At 54.2% G+C, this 23623-nt stretch carries 19 protein-coding genes and 1 pseudogene; 11 read left to right on the forward strand and 9 right to left on the reverse strand.

What is annotated here, in order from left to right:
* Nucleotides 1–34: 34 nt before the first annotated feature.
* Nucleotides 35–940, reverse strand: a complete 906-nt coding sequence (locus NAL19_RS20975; protein ID WP_263058352.1) for a siderophore-interacting protein — start codon at nucleotides 938–940, stop codon at nucleotides 35–37.
* A gap of 257 nt (nucleotides 941–1197) precedes the next feature.
* Between NAL19_RS20975 and NAL19_RS20980 the strand changes: the two genes are divergently transcribed.
* On the forward strand, nucleotides 1198–1449 hold the full coding sequence (locus tag NAL19_RS20980; protein WP_010281712.1) for a type II toxin-antitoxin system Phd/YefM family antitoxin: 252 nt from the start codon (nucleotides 1198–1200) through the stop codon (nucleotides 1447–1449).
* Nucleotides 1446–1733 (forward strand): type II toxin-antitoxin system RelE family toxin, encoded by a 288-nt coding sequence (locus tag NAL19_RS20985; RefSeq protein ID WP_263058353.1) that lies wholly within the window; start codon nucleotides 1446–1448, stop codon nucleotides 1731–1733. The genes NAL19_RS20980 and NAL19_RS20985 overlap by 4 nt, the downstream gene beginning before the upstream one ends.
* A 100-nt stretch (nucleotides 1734–1833) precedes the next feature.
* On the opposite strand, the pseudogene gorA reads toward NAL19_RS20985, so the two are convergent.
* Nucleotides 1834–3188, reverse strand: a pseudogene (gorA, locus tag NAL19_RS20990) (glutathione-disulfide reductase).
* Between the two features lie 128 nt (nucleotides 3189–3316).
* Nucleotides 3317–4159 (reverse strand): 23S rRNA (adenine(2030)-N(6))-methyltransferase RlmJ, encoded by an 843-nt coding sequence (locus NAL19_RS20995; protein WP_180742117.1) that lies wholly within the window; start codon nucleotides 4157–4159, stop codon nucleotides 3317–3319.
* A gap of 218 nt (nucleotides 4160–4377) precedes the next feature.
* Between NAL19_RS20995 and NAL19_RS21000 the strand changes: the two genes are divergently transcribed.
* Genes NAL19_RS21000 through NAL19_RS21010 form a run of 3 tightly spaced genes read left to right on the forward strand, consistent with a single transcriptional unit; the run spans nucleotide 4378 to nucleotide 7822 of the window.
* The gene (locus tag NAL19_RS21000; RefSeq protein WP_263058354.1) at nucleotides 4378–5106 is read left to right on the forward strand and encodes a DUF1266 domain-containing protein; all 729 of its coding nucleotides are present in this window, start codon (nucleotides 4378–4380) and stop codon (nucleotides 5104–5106) included.
* Nucleotides 5106–6923, forward strand: coding sequence for a J domain-containing protein (locus NAL19_RS21005; RefSeq protein ID WP_263058355.1), 1818 nt, complete (start codon nucleotides 5106–5108; stop codon nucleotides 6921–6923). The genes NAL19_RS21000 and NAL19_RS21005 overlap by 1 nt, the downstream gene beginning before the upstream one ends.
* Nucleotides 6890–7822, forward strand: a complete 933-nt coding sequence (locus tag NAL19_RS21010) for a DUF805 domain-containing protein (RefSeq protein WP_263058356.1) — start codon at nucleotides 6890–6892, stop codon at nucleotides 7820–7822. Before NAL19_RS21005 ends, NAL19_RS21010 begins: the two co-directional genes overlap by 34 nt.
* Nucleotides 7823–7862: 40 nt before the next feature.
* Here NAL19_RS21010 and NAL19_RS21015 read toward each other — a convergent pair whose 3' ends face one another.
* Complete coding sequence (locus NAL19_RS21015; protein WP_263058357.1) at nucleotides 7863–9554, reverse strand: molecular chaperone HscC; 1692 nt, start codon at nucleotides 9552–9554, stop codon at nucleotides 7863–7865.
* Between the two features lie 254 nt (nucleotides 9555–9808).
* Between NAL19_RS21015 and NAL19_RS21020 the strand changes: the two genes are divergently transcribed.
* Nucleotides 9809–10234, forward strand: a complete 426-nt coding sequence (locus NAL19_RS21020; protein WP_225086282.1) for a hypothetical protein — start codon at nucleotides 9809–9811, stop codon at nucleotides 10232–10234.
* Nucleotides 10235–10332: 98 nt separating this feature from the next.
* Nucleotides 10333–10827 carry a hypothetical protein gene (locus NAL19_RS21025; RefSeq protein ID WP_225086283.1) on the forward strand — a complete coding sequence of 165 codons (495 nt, stop codon included), beginning with the start codon at nucleotides 10333–10335 and terminating at the stop codon, nucleotides 10825–10827.
* Between the two features lie 375 nt (nucleotides 10828–11202).
* On the opposite strand, the gene NAL19_RS21030 is transcribed toward NAL19_RS21025, so the two are convergent.
* A protein-coding gene (locus NAL19_RS21030) for an IS3 family transposase (RefSeq protein WP_411561411.1) occupies nucleotides 11203–12716 on the reverse strand; the annotation gives its coding sequence in 2 pieces (ribosomal slippage) (nucleotides 11203–12266 and nucleotides 12266–12716; 1515 coding nt in all).
* Between the two features lie 32 nt (nucleotides 12717–12748).
* Here NAL19_RS21030 and NAL19_RS21035 point away from each other — a divergent pair.
* Nucleotides 12749–13048, forward strand: coding sequence for a DUF2623 family protein (locus NAL19_RS21035; protein WP_225086285.1), 300 nt, complete (start codon nucleotides 12749–12751; stop codon nucleotides 13046–13048).
* On the opposite strand, the gene NAL19_RS21040 is transcribed toward NAL19_RS21035, so the two are convergent.
* The 4 genes from NAL19_RS21040 to NAL19_RS21055 all read right to left on the reverse strand — a co-directional run bounded on the left by NAL19_RS21040 (nucleotide 13045) and on the right by NAL19_RS21055 (nucleotide 18294).
* A complete protein-coding gene (locus tag NAL19_RS21040) occupies nucleotides 13045–13866 on the reverse strand; it encodes a TonB family protein (RefSeq protein ID WP_263058359.1) in 822 nt (273 codons plus the stop codon). The genes NAL19_RS21035 and NAL19_RS21040 overlap by 4 nt on opposite strands.
* Before the next feature lie 202 nt (nucleotides 13867–14068).
* Entirely contained in the window at nucleotides 14069–15058 is a 990-nt protein-coding gene (locus NAL19_RS21045; protein WP_263058360.1) for a FecR domain-containing protein, read from the reverse strand.
* Nucleotides 15055–15567, reverse strand: coding sequence for a sigma-70 family RNA polymerase sigma factor (locus NAL19_RS21050; RefSeq protein WP_263058361.1), 513 nt, complete (start codon nucleotides 15565–15567; stop codon nucleotides 15055–15057). The genes NAL19_RS21045 and NAL19_RS21050 overlap by 4 nt, the downstream gene beginning before the upstream one ends.
* A 180-nt stretch (nucleotides 15568–15747) precedes the next feature.
* Nucleotides 15748–18294 (reverse strand): TonB-dependent receptor, encoded by a 2547-nt coding sequence (locus NAL19_RS21055; RefSeq protein ID WP_263058362.1) that lies wholly within the window; start codon nucleotides 18292–18294, stop codon nucleotides 15748–15750.
* 358 nt (nucleotides 18295–18652) lie between these two features.
* On the opposite strand from NAL19_RS21055, the gene prlC reads away from it, so the two are divergent.
* From prlC to NAL19_RS21070, 3 genes are all read left to right on the forward strand, one after another.
* Nucleotides 18653–20695, forward strand: coding sequence for an oligopeptidase A (prlC, locus tag NAL19_RS21060; protein WP_263058363.1), 2043 nt, complete (start codon nucleotides 18653–18655; stop codon nucleotides 20693–20695).
* The gene (rsmJ, locus tag NAL19_RS21065; RefSeq protein WP_225086291.1) at nucleotides 20692–21438 is read left to right on the forward strand and encodes a 16S rRNA (guanine(1516)-N(2))-methyltransferase RsmJ; all 747 of its coding nucleotides are present in this window, start codon (nucleotides 20692–20694) and stop codon (nucleotides 21436–21438) included. Before prlC ends, rsmJ begins: the two co-directional genes overlap by 4 nt.
* Before the next feature lie 152 nt (nucleotides 21439–21590).
* The gene (locus NAL19_RS21070; RefSeq protein ID WP_263058364.1) at nucleotides 21591–23486 is read left to right on the forward strand and encodes a bifunctional metallophosphatase/5'-nucleotidase; all 1896 of its coding nucleotides are present in this window, start codon (nucleotides 21591–21593) and stop codon (nucleotides 23484–23486) included.
* Nucleotides 23487–23623 lie beyond the last annotated feature (137 nt).

A 23623-nucleotide genomic window follows, 5' to 3' on the forward strand; every position in this document is an offset into this window, starting at 1 on the left:
GCACAGGAGGGGATTACCCTCCTGACGTTTTCTTTTAGCGATGCGACCAGTAAGCCATAAAGTTGATCGTCTCTTTATCGAGGTGGCGTTCGTCCAGCAGATAACGACGCAACCGTTTGATTGCAGAAGACTCGCCTGCCGCCCAGGCGTAAAACGGACGATGCGCCGTTGCCCGTTCCCACAGTAATTCGTCTTCCGGCGTCTCCTGTGCGATTTCATCACGCTTGGTACAGGCGCTGGTGGGGATCTTCACGTCCTGTTGCACCGCAGCCAGCAGGCGTTCGCCCCATACTGTGCTACCGGTTTCCTCACGCGGCAGCCAGTGAATCTGAGCAAACGGGAAATTACCCGACGTCACGCAGTCAGCCGCTTTCGGCACTTCAAAAAAAGCCTGTACCGACGGTGGGGAAGGCTGAGTCGCCAGTTGCTCAAGAATCCCCATGGCCGCAGGCAGCGCCGTTTCATCCGCAATCAACAGCACTTGCTCAACGCCCTCGTGCGGTGCCCACTCATAGCCGCCGCTATCGCCATCGGCCTCTGCGTTGGGGGCAACGATCTGTAGCGCATCGCCCGGCTTAGCATGATTCGCCCAGCTTGAAGCAGGCCCGGTGTCACCGTGCAGCACAAAATCGACCGTTGCCTGCTGTGACTCGCGTGAGACAGAACGCAGTGTATAGGTGCGCAAAATCGGACGACGCTCGCGCGGCAGCGCCAGATAGTCCTGATACCAGGTGTCGCTCACAGCCATTGGCGTCAGTTCCCCGCTTTCGCTAGCGAACAGCAGTTTGATGCGCTGATCCGGCGCATCCAGTTTCATCTGGCGCACTTCCGGGCCGGTGAACACACAGCGAGCCAATGAAGGCGAGAGCAGCGTCTTGCTCTCTAAACGTAAATTGAACAGCCGATAGGCTGAAGACGTTGTACGGGTAGCTAAAGACATAGTGAGAAAACCGGTATGTTTTGTAAGGGAAAAGTCATTAATCGGGATAAAACCCATTCACCGCAACTTACCATAAAAAAAACACTAACGATAATCATTATCACTATTCAGGTGAATGCCGTGATAAAAGCAGCATTTTCTTCATCTTGTTGGCAGGAAGCCATTCGGAGCGGGTATAAAAAACCATCAAAAGACTTGTTAACAGGTCTTTGATTGCTTATTTTAAAGACCTATTAACCGGTCATTAAAGGTCTATCATGCCAAATATTATATTGAGTGATACCAGTGCTAGTGTCAGTGAACTGAAAAAGAACCCAATGGCGACGGTCAATGCTGGCGATGGCCTGCCTGTCGCTATCTTGAACCGCAACCAGCCTGCGTTTTATTGCATTCCTGCGGATCTCTACGAAAAAATGCTGGATGCGCTGGACGATCAGGAGTTGGTTAAGCTAATCGGTGAACGCAAAAACCAGCCGCTGGTTGACGTGGATTTGGATAGTTTCCTATGAGCTATAGCGTCAAATTCAGGGAAGATGCGCTAAAAGAATGGTGCAAGCTCGATAAAACCATCCAGCAGCAATTTGCCAAAAAACTAAAAAAATGCTGCGAAAATCCCCATATTCCTGCGGCAAAGTTACGAGGAATGAAGGACTGCTACAAAATAAAGCTCCGGGCGTCAGGCTTTCGTTTGGTTTACGAAGTCATTGACGACATATTGGTTATCGCCGTGGTGGCAGTAGGCAAACGTGAGCGCAGCGGCGTCTATAATCTGGCAAGTGAGCGGATGAGGTAGCCGGATTAGACTGACCATAAAAATGCTGGCCAAATAGCTCACTATTCAACCAGCATGTTTCATTTTTCAGAAAAGCAGTAAGGCTAACTTTCCTACACCATCACCGCATCGTCACAAACTCTTCCGATGCCGTTGGGTGGATGGCGACGGTGTTGTCGAAGTCTTTCTTGGTCGCGCCCATTTTGACGGCGACCGCAAAACCTTGCAGCATTTCGTCCATACCAAAACCGATGCCGTGGATGCCGACGATTTTTTCCTCTTTACCCACACAAACCAGCTTCATGCGGCACGGCTGGCGGTGCTGCGTAACGGCGGTGTACATCGCGGTGAAGGCAGATTTATACACTTTCACCTGATCGTCGCCGTACTGCTCACGCGCCTGCGGTTCGGTCAGCCCGACCGTGCCAATCGGCGGGTGGCTGAAAACAACTGTCGGGATATTGCTGTAATCCAGATGCTCGTCCGGCTTGTTATTAAACAGACGTTCGGACAAACGACGCCCTGCGGCGACAGCAACCGGCGTTAGCTCGACGGCACCGGTGTTATCACCTACGGCATAAATGCCAGGAACGTTGGTGTTCTGGAATTTATCGACGTTGATGTAGCCTTTGTCGTTCAGCTCTACACCGGTGACGCTCAGGTTCAGGTTATCCGTCGCGGGTTCGCGACCAATCGCCCAAATCAGGCAATCGACGGTGTGTGACTGACCGTTTTCCAGTTCCAGCGTCAGGCTGCCATCCGCATTCTTCACAATCGCTTTCGGGATCGATTCGGTATGCAGCGTCGGTCCTTCTGTGTTCATCACTTCCACCAGCGTATCGACAATCAGCGGATCAAAGCTGCGCAGCGGCGCGTGCTTACGCACAAACAGGTGGGTTTCAGAACCCAGTCCGTTCAGCACGCCAGCAATCTCTACCGCGATATAGCCTGCGCCAACAATGGCAGTACGCTTCGGCAACGCATCCAGCTCAAAGAAACCGTCGGAATCGATACCGTACTCCGCGCCAAGGGAATGTCAGGGTGAACCGGACGACCGCCCGTCGCGATCAGGATATGGTCAGCCGTAATTTTCTCACCATTCACTTCCACCGTGTGCGCATCGACAAAGCGGGCAAAACCGTGAATGACATCGACCTTGTTCTTATCCAGCACGTTGTCGTAAGACTGGTGGATGCGATCGATGTAGGCGCTACGGTTCTTGACCAACGTGCCCCAGTTAAACTGGTTCACCGTGGTGTCAAACCCGTAATCCGGCCCGTACTGATGGATCGCTTCGGCAATCTGCGCCGCATGCCACATCACTTTCTTCGGCACGCAGCCGACGTTGACGCAGGTGCCGCCCAGATATTTTGCTTCGATCAACGCACATTTTTGTCCATACATCGCCGCGCGGTTGATAGACGCAATACCTCCGCTGCCGCCGCCAATAGCAAGGTAGTCATAGTGTTTGGTCATCAGTGTATCCATGCTTAAGTGAATAAAATTTGCCTAGAGTGTAACGCCAGAGCCATACGCCTCATAAAGGTTATGCCTATGGTTGCGATAGGAAAAACTGACCGTGTTTCCCACCACCGCCATGCGCATTACTCCGGTACGATTTGCTCCACCAGCGTATGTCCGGTGCCTTCCGGTACCAGCACGCTATGCAGCCACGGCAGCACGCTCTTCATCTGCGCTGCCAGCTTCCACGGCGGGTTAATCACAATCATGCCCGACGCCGTCATACCGTAGCGATCGCTGTCCGGCAGCACCGCCAGCTCAATTTGCAGGATATTGCGAATACCCGTGGCTTCCAGCTCTTTCAGCATACGTTTGATGTGCTGACGCAGCACCACCGGATACCACAGCGCAAACACGCCGGTAGCAAAACGCTTATGCCCTTCCTGAATGCCTTTCACCACGGCCTGATAGTCCGTTTTCAACTCATACGGCGGGTCGATCAGCATGAAACCGCGGCGGGAAAGCGGCGGCAACTGGGATTTCAACTGCTGGTAGCCATCGTCACGCAGCACTTTGGCGCGCGAATCTTTCTGAAACTCATTGCGCAGCAGCGGGAAATCGCTGGGGTGCAGCTCGGTCAAATGGAGTTTGTCCTGCTCGCGCAGCAGCTGGCGCGCAATCAGCGGGGAACCGGGGTAATAGCGCAACTGGCCGTTGTGGTTATAGGTGCGCACCGCCTGCATGTAAGGTTCGAGTTCAGCCGGAATGTCGTCACGCTGCCAGATTTTCGCGATACCATCCAGATACTCGCCTGTGCGCTCGGCATGTTCACCGCTAAGTTGATAGCGACCGGCACCCGCGTGGGTATCCAGATACAGGAAAGGTTTCTCTTTCTCTTTCAGGGCAGTGATGATCAGGCTCTGAACGGTGTGTTTCAGCACGTCGGCGTGATTGCCGGCATGGAAACTGTGGCGGTAACTTAACATGCTTGCTTTCCGGTGAAGTTTTCATAAATAACGTCGATTAGCTGACAGTATAACCTCCTGCGGCGGAAAATATCCCACCAAACGCTTCCCCCTGCGAACCGCCCCGCAAACCCGCCATTTTTATCGTATTAAATCAGTGAATTGTGAAACATGGCCGTTTTTCATTCGATTGAAAGCTACCGATATTCAGGCACATAAAGTACGATCGCACGCTAACCATGATGGAATTGGACGTTATTCTGATGGAACCTGAATATCAGCGCTGGCTGATGGCGCTTTCCGCCCCGATGGTCGCACTCAATATCAAGTACGGCGCCCGCTTCTGCGAGCCGTCCTTTTATGAGCCCGGTGAACCCATCAGTCTGAGCAACAGCTGGGGCATCACCTCCCGCGAAGGCCTGATCTCAATGATTAACGATATGACAGACGGCGGCCACGCCGAGCGTCTGGCGAATGACTATCACCTTTGGCACCACCTGACGGCGTTCGAATGGCAGCAGCATTGTGCCAATCAATCGGAAGAAGCGCAGGGTGCGCTCGCGCTGGTGGCAGAAACGGCGGCACTGTGCGGTGAAGGCGGGATCCGTGCCTGGGATCTGGGTCGCATGAGTTTTCTGAGCCGCGTCGGATTACTCAACGGCTGGATTAGCGAAAAAGAGAACCTGTGGATTCACACCCGGCTGGCCGACAGGGCGCGTTACTATTACCGCAGTTGGGAGAATTATTACGCCGCGTTCTTAATCGGCCGCACCTACTGGCTTTCCTCGGATGAGGAAGACCCGGAATGCCAGCGCTACATTTTCAGCAACGCTAGCCAGAATCCCGACTACATTGACCAGATCGGCACACTCTATACCCACCCGGACTGCCCGATTCATGACCTCGACTGGGATGTTGATCCGATAGAAATGGATAAGCCCGAGTCCTTACCAGAAGCGGAAATATAATGGACACACTGTGCTGGGAGCGATTAGGCATTGAGCCGACGCTGGATCTGGATGTTATCCGTCAGGCTTATCGTCAAAAAGTACCGCAGTTTCATCCGGAAACCGACCCTGAGGGCTTTAAGCAGCTACGCGAGGCGTACGATACCGCCTGCAAGCTGGCGAAGAATCCCATGCCGTCGGGTGATGAAGAACAAACCACCGCAGAAGCGCATGACGCGTCCCCGACAACCGAGCACGCCGATCCCGAAGCAGAAGCGCTGGTCGCGGCATTTGATCGGCTGTTAAACAATCCAGCCGAGCGCTTCGTCCCCCTGTATTGGGAACGCTACATTCAGTTGCTGAATCAGCATGCTTTTGAGGTGATCGATCGCATTCGCTGGCCGCTGCTTCAGCGCCTGATGCACGAATCTTGTCTCTCCACCCGCTGTGTCCGCACGCTGGCAGAACGCCTGCGCTGGAAGCAACGGCAGGGAGAACTGTCAGGCGATGGAATCGACGATGTTCGTCACTTCCTCGACTCGCTCGACTACGACGATCTCTTCGATTTTTCCCTGTTGTCGCACCTGAGTCTACCCGCACAGCTGGAAACCATCTTCTATTTCCAGCAGGCTAACGGAACGTACTGGAATCGTCCGGCGTTTATGCTGGGCACGTTACTACGCAATCCGAGCGCGATTTATTGGCCTGACAACCCGGCGCTGATGCAAAAACTCGCGCGCTGGCACAGCCACGCAGGCGTCCCTAACGCCATACTGCGTGATTACTGCCTGCAACAGTTAGACGCTGCTCCGCACGATGCGGAATGGCTCGCGCTCAGTGCCACGCAGTGTTCACTTACCGGCAATGACGAGCAAGCCTTCACGCTATGGCTGACGCTTTATCAGCACACGCACCATGCACAGGCGGAGCAATGGCTGATCGACTGGTGTAAACAACATCAGCCGAATACGCTTCCTTTATTGATTCAGTCGTTCAACACTACGCCAGCGCCAGATTTAACGGGATTAGCGCTAGACGATCCACGCCAGCGTTTCTTCACGTCGCAGCACAACACCCAGATGCTGATACGCTGGGGAGAAGCGCTTAAGCTGCCGCTGTCGCCTATGGCGGAAAGTTACGCTCTGTGGAAGCTGGGAAAACAGGATCTCCAGAACCTCTATCAGCACCTACTGTTGCATAGCGGGGACGCGATTGAAGATCGGCTGTATTGGCACGCCAGCATGTTAACCGTGGGGAATGAGCGCCTGTTGCAGGACATCCTGGCGCAGCCGTTGCCTGACGAGCCACTGTATGCGTTGATCTTACAAGGATTGCAGTTTCAGGCGACACAGCGTTTATCCTGGCTGGAAACCTCCGGCGCGATTCATGCTTTCACGGAGTGGCTGTATTCGCCGTCAGAAGAGGCGTTGCCCAGCGCGTTCACCAACCAGAAATCCTCCGCCTGGCTGCAAGCGCAAACCTGGCTGCGGCAATGGCGTCCGCTGTCACTGAGTCAGTTGAACCAGCTGTATAACAGCGGCATACATACGGAGGAAATCGACCCGATCAATGATTGTCTGGTCGAGCTGTCCGCACGCTACGAGTGCGATGCGTCTCTGGTGCCGCAAGGAGTGGAGAAGCCGCAAGATCTCAGCGCCAGAGACGAGCTGAGACAGGCGATGCTGATCGCCTTAATGATGACCGATCCAACGTCTTGTCTGGGTTTACCGCGCCAGTCAGTGCTGCCAGAGCTGACGTTAACCCACCCTGCGCACTCACTCTCCCGACTCTTCCGCAAGGCAGAATGCCGCAATGGCGATGCAGTTACCCCCTTTTAAAAAAACAGCTCGATCTCACCGACCCACTGCACTATCACTGCTGGATGAATTTCCCCGTTTCTATCGAGGAGTATCTCAGCAACGGTGAGATTTACAGCGAGTCTGCGGCGAGCCATTTTTATCTTACCGATGAACATTGGCAGGCGGCGCTGGCGAAATCGCCCATCATCTACCAGATTTTTTTCCACGCGTTTTACGTTCTTGTGGGAGAAGAAGGGCAGGCTGAGCAGCACCTTGAACAGTTGGCCGCGATTCCTGTGGAAATGGAACAGGAAGACGCGATCCGCACCGCATTTACCGAAGGGTCGGACGAACTGGAAAAACAGCTAAAACAGTTCTCCGATGACAAACGGGTCACCCTCATCGGCAAGCTGATTCAGAGCTGTGCAAAGGATGACTCATTCTTGTTCGATAACAGCGATCAGGGTTTTTTAGCCGAGCATGTGTCCTACCCACACGAAGACGTCACGCTGAGGTTGGTCGCAAAAATCCTGCTGCAATGCGCCGATCGGCGCGAACGCCTGTTCAAAGCATCACAGGCTAAAAAGAGCTACTGGTGGCAGTTCTGGCGCACGAACGCTCGCATTGGCCGTCTCGGTTTTCTGATGCAGGGCGGGTTGGGAAGTTATTTTCTCTATCGCGCGAGCGACTGGATAGGATCGCCGCCGCCGTATATTGAAGGGCTGTTGATGGTGCTCATCGTGCTCAATCTGCTGATTGCGGCACGTCGACGCTATAACGATATCGGTTCCAGTACGCCGTGGGTGATGAGTGTCTTTAGCATCCTGATACCAATATTTCTGTTGCTCCCCCTGTTGGCACCAAGCATTAACCGCTGGAACCAATTCGGCGCGCCACCAACGGGTAAGAAAACCGACGCCACGACCACATCAACCTAACGAAAATAATTCGGGCGGCACAGCACGTGCCGCCTAAACGTCAACGAGAGACCTCATCCAGATACTGCTCAATACGCTGCCGCGTTTCGTCAATGGCTGGTGCATATTGCCCCGCCAGCACCTGTTCAAAATCGCGCAGCCAGAAGCCGATCTGCTCCCGCTCTTCCAGACGCGTCTGCGCCCAGGCTTTTTCCAGCCGAGCCAGCAGATTACGGTTCACCAGATTATCTCTGGGGTGAATCTTCAACGCTTGCAGTTTCTGATGACTTTTCTGCTGTTGCTCGGCACTCAACCCCGTCGGGCTGCGATCGATCACTTTCGTAAAATTATCGCCGCTGTCCGGCAGGTTAACATCCACTTCCAGCAACCCATTGATGTCATAGCTGAAACGCACCTCAACAGATTGCTTATACGATTTCGCTTTTATCGGCATGGTGAATTCATCGATGAACACATTATTATCGACGTAAGGGCTTTCTCCCTGATAAATCGCGATGCAGATACTGTCCTGCCCAGGTGACCCAGTGGAAAACGTTTCAACCCTTGAGGTCGGCACCACCGTATTGCGCTCCAGTATGGGAGAAAACAAGCCGTTTTGTTTATCGTTGGCAGTCTTAATCCCGAGGGTATACGGACAAACGTCCGTCAGGATCACTTCGTCAATATCCTGCTCGCGTAGCCGACAGGCGGCCTGCACCGCCGCCCCTTTGGCGACAACGGTATCTGCGTCCAGATGCTGATAGGGTAATTTGCCAAAGAGTCTGACCACCAGCTTCTGGATAATCGACATCTTTGATGCCCCGCCGACCAGTACCACATGGTCTAGTTGCTCAGGCTTCAAGCGAGCATCGTGCAGCGCCTGCTCTATCGGCGCACGGATACGGTTCATCAGCGGCAGCCAGGCCGCTTCGATTTCTTCATCATCCAGCACGAGGCGCCATTCTTCCTCACGCCAGTGCCATACCAGCTCATTCGATTGAGCAGGAAAGCCGGGCTGACATTTCAGCGTTTCGGCATGACTGTAAAGACGCGCCAGATCCGTCGCAGGAATCGCCGAATCCTCAAGCTTCCACGCTTTCAGACAGCTTTTCACTATCGCCTGCGTGAAATCCTCTCCCCCCAGATAGTTGTCACCCGCCGAGCTGTGTACCTCGATCAGCGGAAACGCATACTCCAGCACGCTGACGTCGAAGGTGCCGCCGCCTAAGTCGAAGACCAGCGTACGCCCCAGCTCCTGTGTGTGTAAGCCGTAAGCCATAGAGGCGGCGGTAGGTTCATTGATTAAGCGAACGGCATTGAGATCCGCCAATTCCGCCGCAAAACGCGTCTGCTTGCGCTGCTCGTCGCTGAAATAGGCTGGTACGGAGATCACCACATCCTTGATCGGGTGCCCGAGATAACTTTCCGCATCGGCTTTGAGCGATTTCAGCACCATGGCTGACAGTTCGGCGGGAGAGAACGTTTTGTCCCCGAGTCTGAAGGTTTTCTTGCTCCCCATATAACGCTTAAACAGCGACGCCGACAGATGCGGATGCGTCGTTAAACGGGAAATCGCGGGTTTGCCCACCAGAATACTGCCGTCGTCATCAATGCTGACGGCCGAGGGAGTGAAGCTGTCATTCAACGCATTCGGTATCAGGCGTGCCTCGCCATTTTGCCAAACGCTAATCAGGCTGTTTGTCGTGCCCAGATCGATACCAATTGCCGGAGAAGCGTCTTGCGGGTGCATCATGCTGTTATTCCTTGTTAACCATTCCGTATTCCCAGAGTGCCCATCAGGCGCGGCCCCCTCGCCCATTCAGGAGGCAGGGCGATAGTATATAGAGGTTTGGAGTTCACTCGATCGAAAAACCACGTTACCTGAAACTTGAAGACGCTGGAGGCTGACAATTCTTTTTTGATGTTATCACAAAAAACAATTTACATCTTATCATTAAGAACGGAAAATATAAGCCAAATTAAAAAAAAGAACAAAAGGATAATAACATGTTATTTGCGAAAATATCCCTCGAAAAGAATCTCCTACGTGAGATTCTTGATCGTGCTGATGAGCATGGCACTGAGATAGATGAGGTCATTTTATCCGCCCTACGAAAAGAATTTTTAGACCTGAAAATCATAGAGTTAAGTGATATTGAAGTTAATAATGCCATCTCCGACATGATGAATTTTGCTTTCGGAAATATAAAACCTAGCCAGAACTTCAAAGTTAATGAGTTGTATTTAAAGACATTTGGTGCCCAGTGGACCAAATTAAGTCCATCAACCAGGAAATCTCTGGGTCGAAGATTCCGTTCTGCCGTTCGTAAGCACTGGGCAGATGCCGAGAATGGGGATCTTGTTATTGATTTTCAAGGTAAAAATATCAATAACGCGGCTTTCTACACAGTAGCTCATAAGGGAGACCTATAGCATCCAGCATGTTGGATGCTTGCTTTCGCTTGGGTGAACTACCTGTGCTAGGTACATGCGGGGATAAACATTCCCTTCATTTCTTTCCGAGGGTTTTTATGGCAATTGGTGATGATGCGCTAAGAGATGCGATCCGTTTCTACACACAGTGGGTGGATGGTATCATCAGTTCTGCTCAGCAAGTGCCTAATGATGAATGGCGTGCTCCTCTCTTCACTTATATACTGACAAAGCGCCAGTTGAATCAGCTCAACGTGATATGTAAAAAGGAAGGTTGGCCACGCCAGACTTGCCCGGGGATTACGATTTATCCCCAACAAATCAAACATATAATCACATCACGAGCAAAAGACGGACTTAACTGGATCCAAGTGGCGGATATCCTTTCTGCGTCATTCTGCACTCGTAGTGAAGTGGCGATGAATAAGGATCGGAATATGCAGGGCGTAATTCTTAACGCTAATGAGAGGTTGTCGACGATACCAGCTCAGAAATACTTCGGGATGGCGATTTTGCAGGTCTCTGAAAATGATTTGGCCCCAGTAACTGCGTATCACGCAACTGAGGCCAAAATTAAAGCAATCAAAAAATGATGCTGTAACAGCCGGAGGTACGCCACCCTGAACGACTCTCCACAATTAAATGTGAATAAATACCATGTTCAGCGTTCTCCTCATCGGTCCACCTTATGGTGGTCTGCATGGCGTCGGCGTTTTTCCATGCGTCAGCTGTTACATTATCTATTCTATCGTGATTGACGGTTACGTCAAGTGACCTGTAATTAGGTGACTCTGGGACCATGATCCCAGTGAAGGTCGATTAGTTACGAGGGGTGGTGGAAAAAGCGGTAAAACCTTCAATCGGAGCACTTGTCCTTAACCCAGACAACCCTATTCCAGGGTTAATGAACGCAGATTGCCCGATTTTCGCACCGGTAAGTGTCAAGATAGTTGGCACCCCCGGTTGATTTAGGCTGCCTGTTTCTCCCGTTCTGGATTCAGCATGACCTTCCCTACCTGATGCCAGTTCCGTGTTCTGCCAGACCAGCGTTCAGGCCGCTGCGATTTTGCCTTTTTGTACACCTCATCCCGGTTTTTCAGCAACACACCGTCTTCTCCACGATGTCGCTGACCCGGCGTCACATACCTGATGCCGCTATGTCTGTGCGTTTCGTTATACCACTGCGTAAAATCTTCTACCCATTCACGTGCCTCATCCAATGTATCGAACCCCGATGACGGCCACTGCGGGATATATTTCAGTGTCCTGAACAGCGACTCCACATACGCGTTGTCGTTACTGACTCCTGGGCGGCTGTGAGATGGCCTTATTGCCAGCTCATGTAGCTTCATTTGCAACGTCTGTGACTTCATCGCCGCACCATTGTCCGCATGCAGTACCGGCGGGGATTGCCAGCATCCTTCCCGGAGGACTGTGCGTTGTATCAGGGCTGCCGCCTGCTCACCACTTTCAGTTTCATGCACTTCATATCCCACGATTTTTCGGCTGTAGAGGTCTTCCACCAGATACAGGTAAAACCAGCGCTCCTTTACGGTTGACGGAACCCATGTAATGTCCCATGTCCACACCTCATTCGGCCCGCTGGCCTGCCAACTCGTAGCCGGGGTGACCTTCTGAGCCGCCCGTTGTCGTCCCCGGCGATGCACCTCTCCATGACGACGCAGTACCCGGTAAAAGGTTGACTCGCTTGCCAGATAAATCCCCTTATCCGCCAACGCCGGTACGATTTGTGACGGGGGAAGGCTGGCGTAGTCTGGCTGATGGCACATTGCCAGTATCTGTTGCTCTTCCTGCTCACTTAACTGGTTCGCCGGGGAGGGTCTGGCCGCGCTGACGCGCCTGTCCTCCCACGACGTTTGCCAGCGTCGCCACGTCCGTTCACTTAACCCCACTTCCGTCAGCGCTATTGACAGCCGGGCTCCTGACGCCATCGCTTCCCGCACATAACCGATAAGTGCCTGCCGCTCTGTTCCGGGCGTCAGTCGTCCTCGTCGGTTTCCCCGTAAAAATCCCGCAACTGCTTTCGCAGCACCAGTATCGCTGCCGCCTCCGCCAGCGCCTTTTCCTTACGAACCAGTTCGCGTTTTAGTTGTTTAACTTCTTTCTGGCTTTGTTTGAGCGCTGCTTTGTCATTGGGCGAAGACACCTGCAAAAAGCCTTGTTTCCACTGACTAATCTGTTCCGGGTAAAGCCCTTTTTTACGGCAGTATTGCGCGAGTTCTGTTTCGCTGAGTGTGGCTGTTTCGATAATCACAGCCAGCCGGGCTTCGGCTGACCATTGGTCTGTAGTTCTGTCTGCACCCGGCCCCGGTATTCCCTCTGCTTTCGCCTTGTTACGCCAGTAATAGAGAGTAGCTTCCGATATCCCTTCCATCTGTGCAACTGCGGTGACGGTCATGTTGTAGGGCGGTAGCAATTTAGCCAGTGCGGCTGATTTACGTTCTGGTGAAATTCGTTTCACGCTCTGTTCCCATCTTGTCATTAGTATTTTCGATGGGGGTGACAACTATCCTGACAGAGGGCGTCCTCGCCGGGCTGAAAGCCGCCAGTCCAAAATCTACCAACGACATCCACCCTTACTGCTACGATTATCAGCGCGGCTATATCTGTGGCTATGCTCACAATCTGGCGGAAACCAAAGGCGATCGTCAGCAGGCCGCCTTTGAGGCAGGGTTGTTGTCACGCCGCTACGGGCTGGAACGAGAGAGAGTCGCTGAGTTCTTTACCGAACAAGGCAACCCTTATGCAATTCGATTTTTTTATGCAGGCTATGATGCCCACATCGCTCGCTAGCGGGTGGTTTCCCGTAAATCAAAGCTAATGGGGATCGTGATGGTAAGCTGCGCGTTATCCCCAATCACCTCAGCTGGTGGCGCCGGAAGCGGCTGCGCGCGCTGTGGTAAGGCGACAGACTCCTTATCCAGCGGCATCACCCCGCTGCTGCTGGCTAACGAGACAGCCAGCACATTTCCGGTTCGATCTAACGTCACGCGAATCTGAGCAACGCCCTGCAATCGCTGGCGCGCCGCCTGCGCAGGGTAACGCTTATAGCGGCTCAGGTGTGCCAGCAGCTTACTGCTCCAGTCCGCCACGCCTTTACGCATTTGCGCGGCATCGCTGTTATAGGGTGCGGCGACTTGCTGACTGCTGCCCGGCAGCGGTGCGCTGGTCACGGGAGCTGGAGGTTTTTCCGACGGTGCAATCTCTTCCTGCGGCGTCGTTTCCTGTACCGGCTTCTCCCTTTTTTTCTGTACTTTTTTCTGCGGCTGCGGCTTTTCCTTTTGCGCCGTGGCAATCACTGGCTTGGGTGCAGGCGCCAGCGGTGGCACATCCTGCGTCATTTTCTCCGGTTCGGCTGACGCCTCTTGCGGCGTAGACAGCGTCTGCTGCAGGCAGACAGGCGCATCCTGAGGGCTGGGCGTGGACTGCACGCTATCCGCCACCATTAACATCATGGCGGGCGGCGGCGCTTCAATGGAGGAATCAAGCGCATGGTAGCTAATCCAGACAATCAGCCCGGCGTGTAGCGCCAACGCCAACAGCGAACCGCTCCCCCAACGAACCGTCGTGGCGGGCCGAATCGTATTGTATTTCAGCGTCTGTGCAGCCATTAGCCTACCGCCCCGCGCCGTGGAGACAGGGGAAACAGGCTCAATGAATGGGGTTCCTTGGGGAGATCATCATGCGTTCTTCATCACATCGTTAGGCATAAAAAAGCAACTGATAATGGTAGGTCGCTTAACCATGAGGATCGGGCAGAAAAAAAGTGAAAACAGCATAAATAGTAATGTTATTAGATTTTGACAGGATATTTTATCGCGCAGTAATCTGAACCCAGTAACGAGAGAAATAACGCACCTGTACCGGAAGCGCTTCCACCAGCGCGGCTAAAATATTATCGGTATCCGACAGCGGGAAGACGCCGGAAAACCGCAGGCTCTCCACCTCCGGCTGGCAGCGAATCACGCCGCTGCGGTAACGGCTCAGTTCATCAACAAAATCCACCAGACGCTGATTATCCGCCAGCAGTTGCCCTTTCACCCATGCAGGCTCAGCCTTCGCCGTCTCTATCTGGCCGCAGCGTTGCGTAGTGAACGTCGCGATCTGCCCGCGTTTTACCACTTGACCATCCTGGCCGTTCCGCTGCGGATGCAGTCTCACCGCACCGTCATACACCGCCACCTGCGTATGCTCATCCTGTACGCGCAGGCTGAAGCGCGTACCTAGCGCCTGCACCTTTCCCTGTGCCGTCGTCACAATGAAAGGGCGCGGATACAACGCGGCCTTCTCTGTCTGACCGGTTTCGATCATGACTTCACCACGAATCAGCGTGAGCTGGCGTAGATCGTCGCCGTAGGCCACATTCAGCGCCGTCTGCGTATTCAGTAGCAGCGTCGTGCCATCGTCCAATACCGCATGGCGCTGTTCACCGACCTGCGTCTGGTAATCCGCCGTCAGCGACTGCCAGAGGTCGGTGCGCGATCCCGCCACGCCAGCGCTCCCCGTCAGACAGAGAACGGCCAGCGCTTTGAGCACGCTGCGGCGCTGCATACCATTAAGCGTCGACAGGCTCTGATGGGCAGCCCGCGCGTTAAGCTGACCCAAATTGGCACACACGGATTCAATATGCTGCCACGCCTGTTCGTTATCCGGCGAGGCTTCCCGCCAACGCTGCCACTCGCGACGATCCTGTTCAGTCACACTGTCGGACATCAGTTGCGTCAGCCACGCCACCGCTTCACGCGCGCTGTCTGGCTGAATCGGCTGCCCCTGTCTGTCACGATAAAAAGTGCGATCGTTCATAGCGGCAGCGCAAAGAAACACTGGAGGTTGGCACGTTGCAGATACTGTTTCACCGAACTGCTGGAAACCCTTAGACGTTCGGCAATCTCGCTGTAGCGCATGCCGTGGAGATGCGCCAGCAGAAACGCTTCCCTGACCGGTGCGGGCAGGCCGTCCAATGCGGTATCAAGCTGTTCAAGAATTTCGAGGGTAAGCAGACGCGTTTCCGGGGATGGCATACAGGTATCCGGCTGCATACTCAGCGCTTCCAGATAGGCATCTTCAATCTTTTTACGACGATAATGATTGGCGACTAAACGGCGGGCCACGGTGGCCAGAAACGGGCGCGGCTGGCGAATCGTGAGCAGTTCCGGGCTCATCAGCACGCTAAGGAACGTGTCCTGTGCTAAGTCTTCCGCGTGCTGGGCACAGTCCAATTTATGGCGCAGCCAGTTATACAACCAGCGGTGGTGATCGAAATAGAGCTGCTGAGCAAAGTCATTAACGCTGGCCGTCGCTTTCCTCACCATCGAACGTTACTCCAGAGCGCCATTTAAACATAAGAATGATAATCGTTCTTATTTATGTTTTTTCACTCTGACTGTCAAGTTCCGAAACGGAAATTATTCAAATTTGCTGAATTTGCATTACGCCCCTGCAACATCCCTTCGCGAACGGGGCGGACAGGATATCCGCCCCGCGTACCGCGACTAGAAGCGTTGTAACACGCTGATTTTTACATTGCGCCCTACGCCGGACACGGATTCGCCCAGATACGGGTAGTAATCGGTATTCAGCAGGTTATCGACCGTCACCCGTGCCTCAAATCCTTTTATCGCCTGCGGCTGCCAGCTCGCGAACAGGCCATGCAGCACGTATCCCTTGCTCTTCGGTAACGCCCAAAGATCGGCTCTTGGATCACCGTCCGCAGGCGAACGATCCTGCTTACGTACAAAGTCCCCCGTCCAGCCTATCGCCATGTCTAGACTCGGAATTTTGGTGCCCAGCGTAGCGTGTGCAGTAGTTGGCGGGATTTCAGCAATCCAGGTTCTGTTGCCCCACGGATTGATAGGCGATGCATCACGTTCACCACGAATAGAAGAGAAGGATAAGCTGCCAAACAGCCAGCGGCTGTCGTAGAAGGATTCAATCTCGACCCCTTCAATGGTATAGCCCGGTAAATTACGATACAACGACAATGGCCCGGCACAGGATGAATTACTTCCTGTCTGGGCTGATGATTCGCAAAAGACCCCGCTACGCTTGAAAATTTCATTTTTGCCGCGATTGCGGAACAACGTAGTACGAATCTGTAAGCTGTCCTCTTCCTGCATCAGGTTATTGAAATCCAGAATCGCCCCCAGACGAACCCCCTTAATGCTTTCCACTTCCAGATTACGGCTAGTTCCCGGTACGCTGGATGCCGCAGATTGCACTTCATACTGTTCATCAACAACAGGTGCGCGCCAGGTTCGGCTGGCATCGGCAAACAGAGACAGATTATCCGTCGCTTTCCATAACGCACCAATACGCGGTGACCAGCCAGTATAAGTCACGCTACGATAGTCATGTCCTGCGGCGGGAATGCTGCTGTTATAACGTGGCGCAAAGTTAGGCTGACCTGTATTCGTCACATGGTCATAGCGCACACCTGGCGTAATTGTCACGCTGCCCAGCGTCACCGCATCTTGCACATACACACTACGCGTTTCCTGATCGCCGGCTGGCATATAACTGGGCTGAAAATAGCCATAATTGTAGCTAGCACTGTTCTTTTCTGACGGGTAGTAGATGAGTGTATTGCGCTTATGTTTGTGCCAACTCATCCCGACCAAGATTTTATGGTCAACAGGACCGGTCGTGAATTGGCTTTCATTACTCACTTCCGCGAGCTGGTCTTTATAGCTCACCCAACTCTCATTTCCCAATGTCGCCAAATAACCTTGTGACGCTAAAGCAGAACGCTCGTCATGCTGTTCGGTTTTTGAGGTAGCAAATGACGCCGTCAGATTCAGCCACGGCTGATCCTCTGGCGCAATGTTCCATTTCAGCGAGTAGTTTTTATCGACCTGATCGCGATAAACCAGCTTGCGCCGCCAGGCCTCTTCCCAACCGTAGCGATCGATTTCCGCCTGCGTGGGGGACGCCATATCGTCACGCTTCGCGGCAAACGGCTGCCAGCCGTCAGATTCGGAGCGCATGGCTGAGAGCGTCAGCGTCTGAGCATCCGTCAGGTAGATGTTGGTCTTCAGTAAGTAGGACGCCATGTCGCTGGTGGAGTAGACAAAGCGCGTGCCATCAGGGCGTTCAATATTGTCGCCATCGCGCTTGCTCATGTAGAGCAGGCCATCTGCCATCCCCTCTTCCGTGCGGCCATACAGCGCGCCGCTGTAGATATTTTGCCGATCGTTAGTGTGATAGCTGTATTTGACCATCCCACCGAAATTTTCTCCCGGCAGCAGCAGATCGCTGGCGTCTTTGGTATCAACATGGATGGTGCCGCCGAAGCCGCCGTTGCCGCTGCGAATATCATGCGGCCCTTTATCGACGTCGATACGCTTAATCAGCTCCGGTTCAATAAACACCGAACCCTGACGGTATTTCTCAAAGCCTTTCGGCGCGCCGTCCAACACGACTTTGACGTCTTCCATGTCGCCCATACCCCAGATGTTCAGGCTCTGCCCCCCTGGACGGGGAGAACCAGCCATCGACACGCCGGGGAGTTTATCAAGCAGGCTGGCAATATTATCAGCCTGCACGCGATCAACATCGGCCTGACGCAACACGGAACGCCCAGCGGCGGCGCTGTCCGAAGTGCCGCCAACAACCGACAGCGTCGGGATCATCAGGCTGCCGTCGCTTCCCTCGGCGGCAAGCGTGGATTCAAGCCGATATCCTGTGGCCGTCTGTACCGCACTCAGCCCCGTTCCCGCCAGCGCGGCCGCGAAAGCCTCCTGAACGGTATAGGTTCCCTGCACGCTCCCGCTGGTTTTATTCTGCGTTTGATCGGGAGAAAACGTGAGAATGACATTGGCGCGGCTGGCAACAGCCTGTAGCGTGGCTCCTAGCGGCCCCGACGGTATGGAGAACGTCACTGTTGGGGCCACCGCCTTGGCGGCCGTTTCCGCCGCCAAGGCCGAACTGACCGTTCCGGCACTCAATATCAACACGCCAGACAGTGCCAAATGGACTGCCCGCGCCAGCGCCAAAGCAGGTTTATGCGCGATGCACCTGCCATCATAATTGTTTATCGCCATTGTCATTCCCCTGAAATATTGAAAAAAAAGACACATCAGGTAGGTCACGCGAAAAACAAAATCGGGCAGGAAAAGTACAAAAATTTTCAGGAAAACCTCTTCAACGCGACGTGAGCAGCCGTGTTCAGGCACTCAATGGAGCTCCTCCACGACCGCAAAACGCACCTTCGGCCACGAACGGCAACCCCTCCACCATTGATTTTCACGGCGCTTGACCCCATCTTAGTCAGTAATCCGCAGTAGATATCCGCCTTGCCGTATTTTTCTCTTCAACGGATTGCCCGCAGTAGCCAGTCTGGAACGGCAAGATGAAGACGCGATCGGCAACGAGATCACCCACAATTATCAGGACGGCCCCATGACGAATCCATTACTGACCTCATTTACCCTGCCCCCGTTCTCCAGCATCAAGACGGAAGATATTGTCCCTGCGGTGCAATCCGCACTGGATGAATGTCGCGAGACGGTAGAACGCGTGGTGGCGCAAGCGGGGCCATTTACCTGGGATAATCTGTGTCAGCCGCTGGCAGACAGCGACGATCGCCTTGGCCGCATCTTCTCCCCTGTCAGCCACCTGAACGCCGTGAAGAACAGCCCGGAGCTGCGCGGCGCTTACGAACAGTGTTTACCACTGCTGTCCGAGCACAGCACCTGGGTCGGCCAACATGCTGGCCTGTATCAGGCTTACCGCAGCCTGCGCGACGGCGAACATTACGCTACGCTGAGCGTGGCGCAGAAGAAATCCGTGGATAACGCGCTGCGCGATTTTGAACTGTCAGGTATCGGCCTGTCGCCGGAAAAACAGAAACGCTACGGCGAAATTTCCGCTCGCCTGTCCGAACTCGGCTCGCAGTACAGCAATAACGTGCTGGATGCCACCATGGGCTGGAGCAAGCTGATTACCGACGTCACCGAGCTGGATGGCATGCCGGAAAGCGCGCTGGCAGCGGCCAAAGCGCAGGCCGAAGCCAAAGAACAGGATGGCTGGCTGCTGACGCTGGATATCCCGAGCTACCTGCCGGTGATGACCTACTGTACCAATCAGGCGCTGCGTGAAGAGATGTACCGCGCCTACGGCACCCGCGCGTCCGATCAGGGGCCGAACGCAGGTAAATGGGACAACAGCGAGGTGATGGCGGAAGAGCTGGCGCTGCGTCACGAGCTGGCACAACTGCTGGGCTTCGATAGCTATGCGCACAAGTCGCTGGCGACCAAAATGGCGGAAAACCCGCAGCAGGTACTCGATTTCCTGACCGATCTGGCGAAACGCGCCCGTCCACAGGCTGAAGAAGAGCTCGCGCAACTGCGCGCCTTCGCCAAAGAACACTACGGTGTGGATGAATTGCAGGCTTGGGATATCACTTACTACAGCGAACAGCAGAAGCAGCACCGATATTCCATCAGCGACGAGCAGCTTCGTCCGTACTTCCCAGAAGAACGTGCGGTGAACGGCCTGTTCGAAGTGGTTAAACGCATCTACGGCATCACCGCCAAAGAGCGTAAAGACGTGGATGTCTGGCATCCGGATGTCCGTTTCTTCGACCTGTTCGATGAAAGCGGTGAACTGCGCGGCAGTTTCTACCTCGATCTGTACGCCCGCGAACACAAACGCGGTGGTGCCTGGATGGATGACTGCGCGGGTAAACTGCGTAAGGGCAACGGCGAACTGCAAAAACCCGTCGCCTATCTGGTCTGCAACTTCAACCGCCCAGTCAACGGCAAACCAGCCCTGTTCACGCACGACGAAGTCACTACGTTGTTCCATGAATTCGGTCACGGCCTGCACCACATGCTGACCCAGATCGATACCGCCGGTGTCGCGGGTATCAACGGCGTACCGTGGGATGCGGTCGAACTGCCGAGTCAGTTCATGGAAAACTGGTGCTGGGAACCTGAAGCGTTGGCCTTTATCTCCGGTCATTACGAAACTGGCGAACCGCTGCCGCAGGAACTGCTGGATAAAATGCTGGCGGCGAAAAATTATCAGGCCGCGCTGTTCATTCTGCGTCAGTTGGAATTCGGCCTGTTCGATTTCCGCCTGCATGCCGAGTTTGATCCTGCGAAAGGCGCACAGATTCTGCCGACGCTGGCCGAAATCAAAGCGCAGGTGGCCGTGGTGCCAAGCCCAAGCTGGGGCCGCTTCCCGCACGCGTTTAGCCATATCTTCGCGGGCGGCTATGCCGCAGGCTACTACAGCTATCTGTGGGCCGACGTGCTGGCAGCCGATGCCTATTCCCGCTTCGAGGAAGAAGGTATCTTCAACCGCGAAACCGGCCAGTCATTCCTAGATAACATCCTGACCCGCGGCGGTTCCGAAGAGCCAATGGAGCTGTTCAAACGTTTCCGTGGCCGCGAACCGCAGTTGGATGCCATGCTCGCGCATTACGGCATCAAAGGATGAGCATCTGCTTAATCGCAGAAGAAGGCGCCGACAGTGGCGCCTTATCTTCTCTGGCCGCACGCTGGGGGCTGGTTTCCGATCCCGATGCGGTGATGGCGCTGGTGCTGACTGCGGAGCGTCTGGAATTGCGCAAGCAGGATGAGCCGAAGCTCGGTGCTATCTTCGTCGATTTCGTTGCAGGAACCATGGCGCATCGTCGTCGCTTTGGCGGCGGACGCGGCGAAGCCGTCGCTAAAGCCGTGGGGATCAAAAAAGATTACCTGCCGGATGTCGTGGATGCGACGGCCGGGCTGGGACGCGATGCCTTTGTACTGGCAGCACTAGGCTGTCGGGTACGTATGGTGGAACGCAATCCGGTGGTTGCAGCACTGCTGGACGACGGGTTGCAGCGTGGCTATCGGGACGCAGAAATTGGCTCTTGGCTACAAGAGCGGCTGACGCTACTGCACGCGTCGAGTATGACGGCACTGCGCGATATCACGCCGCCGCCGGATGTGGTTTATCTCGATCCGATGTTCCCGCATAAACAAAAGAGCGCGCTGGTGAAGAAGGAAATGCGGGTATTTCAGTCGCTGGTTGGCGCAGATGATGATGCCGATGCGCTGCTGGCACCCGCGCGCGCGCTGGCGAAAAAACGCGTCGTGGTGAAGCGGCCGGACTATGCGCCACCGCTGGCTGGCGTACCGGCACAATCCATGCTGGAAACCAAAAGCCACCGTTTTGATTTCTATCTTCCCGCCTGAAAAATCTCGTCGCCGCGACGCTAAGCGTATCGGCGATGAAAAACTTAGCCTGCTTCGCATTTCCTACGCTGCTTTTGCAAAGTCTGTGGCACTAATGAGAAGCAAATCGCATAATTCCGCGCTATCACCTTTTATGACACTAAGATGACATAATGAAAAAAACACTTTTGTCACTTCTGCTTTGTTTGAGTACCTCTGCTATGGCCGTTCAGGAACCGGTAAATATTACGATTCTGGGGACATCTGATCTGCACGGCACGTTCGTTCCCTGGGATTACGCCACCGATACTGCCAACATGGCAGGCAGCCTGAGTCAGATCGCGACACAGGTACAGAAGGTTCGCGCACAGCAGCCTAACGTGATTCTGGTTGATGCGGGCGATACGATTCAGGGCAACTTTGTCGAAACCTTCAAAAATGACAAAACCAGCCCGATGATCCTCGGTTTTAACGCCCTGAACTATGACGTCTGGGTGCTGGGCAACCATGAGTTCGATTTCGGCCTGAATGTGCTCTCCACCTCGCTTGACCAATTCAACGGCACCGCGCTGGCGGGCAACATTTTTTGGGAGAGCGGTAAACCTTACTTACCTGCCTATAAAATTGTCGAACGACAGGGCGTGAAGATTGGCATCATCGGCATGGATACGCCGATGACCGCGGAGTTCGCCAAAGGCACAGACCGCGTGAAAGGACTGAACTTCACCGATCCTGTCGGGGCAGTAAAAACCGTTATTCAGCAAATCCACGATAAGGTTGACGCTATCGTGTTGGTCGCCCATATGGGCATCGATAACGAGAACCAACGGCCGGGGACGGGCGTAGGTGACATTGCCCGAGGGAACCCTGAATTAGCCGCCATCGTCGCGGGTCATATGCACGTAAAAGTAGATAAAGAGGTGATAAATGGCGTGATTGTCACCGAACCAGACAAATACGGCCGCGCACTGTCGCGCATCGATTTGCAGTTTGAACAACAGAACGGCAAATACGTACTGATCAATAAGGACAGCTATACCTATTCGATTAAGGACGTGGATTCTGACCGCAAGATGGAAGACATCTACGAGCCTTATCACAATACCCTGCGCGCCAACGCCAACCGTCCGATTGCGCAGCTCCTCGGACACGATCTGGTGCCGCAAGATGCCGTGAAAGGCATTCCTCAGGTACACGTGCAGGACACGGGTATCAGCGCCCTGTTTCAGGAAGCCAGCCGTCACTACGCCCCTAAAGCGCAGGTTATCGCGCTGCAAATTGATAACGATCGGCCCAAGCTGAACGTCGGCACCATCTCCGCCAAAGACATTGCCTTTAACTATCAATACGCTGGCGGTGAGATCACGGTTTACCAGCTCACCGGAAAAGCACTGAAGAAATACATGGAATGGTCAGCGGATTACTTCAATCAGCTACAGGACGGCGATGTGACTTACAGCTTTAATCCGCAACGCCGCGCGTCCAAGTATTCCACCAACGATTTCTTCGACGGCGTGACGTACACCATCGACCTGACGAAACCCGCCGGGCAGCGCATTACCGACCTGAAAATGAATAACGGCACGCCTGTTACCGACGACATGCCGATTCGTCTGGGCATGAACAGCTACCGCATGGGCCACCTGACGCAGAAAGGCGGTGTGCTGGAAGGCATGCAATTCCCGGTGCTGTCGGATACCAAAGTGGAATATGGCGAAGAGGCAGGCACGATTCGTAACCTAACCATCCGCTATCTGACCGAGGTGAAAAAAGGCCAATACGAGGGTACGGTGCCGCAGCGCTGGAAGCTGGCAGGATTGCAGGGCTATGAGCGCGAACGCCGTATTGTCGAATCGCTGCTCAACAGCGGAAAAATCAGCGTACCGACCTCAGACGACGGCCGCTACAGCAACGTGCAATCCATCAACGTGAAAACGCTGCTGCTGCCGGATGCCGCACAGCGGGAGAAACGCGTGGCGGAACTGACGCAACAGCGCGACAGCGCCACCAATGCGTTGACCAAACAGCGGCTGAACGATCAACTGACCATTATCGCGGCCATTAACTAACCGACACCTTGCGGGAATCTGGGTAGTAGACAAAGTGCAGCGGTAATAATGGATAGATCGTAAAGACGCTGCAAGTACCTCCCTGTAAGCTCGAGCCGCGCCATCCTTGGCGCGGACGCTTTACTCTTCTATTCCAT

The organism is Pectobacterium sp. F1-1, from assembly GCF_025643735.1.
Classification (GTDB): domain Bacteria; phylum Pseudomonadota; class Gammaproteobacteria; order Enterobacterales; family Enterobacteriaceae; genus Pectobacterium; species Pectobacterium colocasium.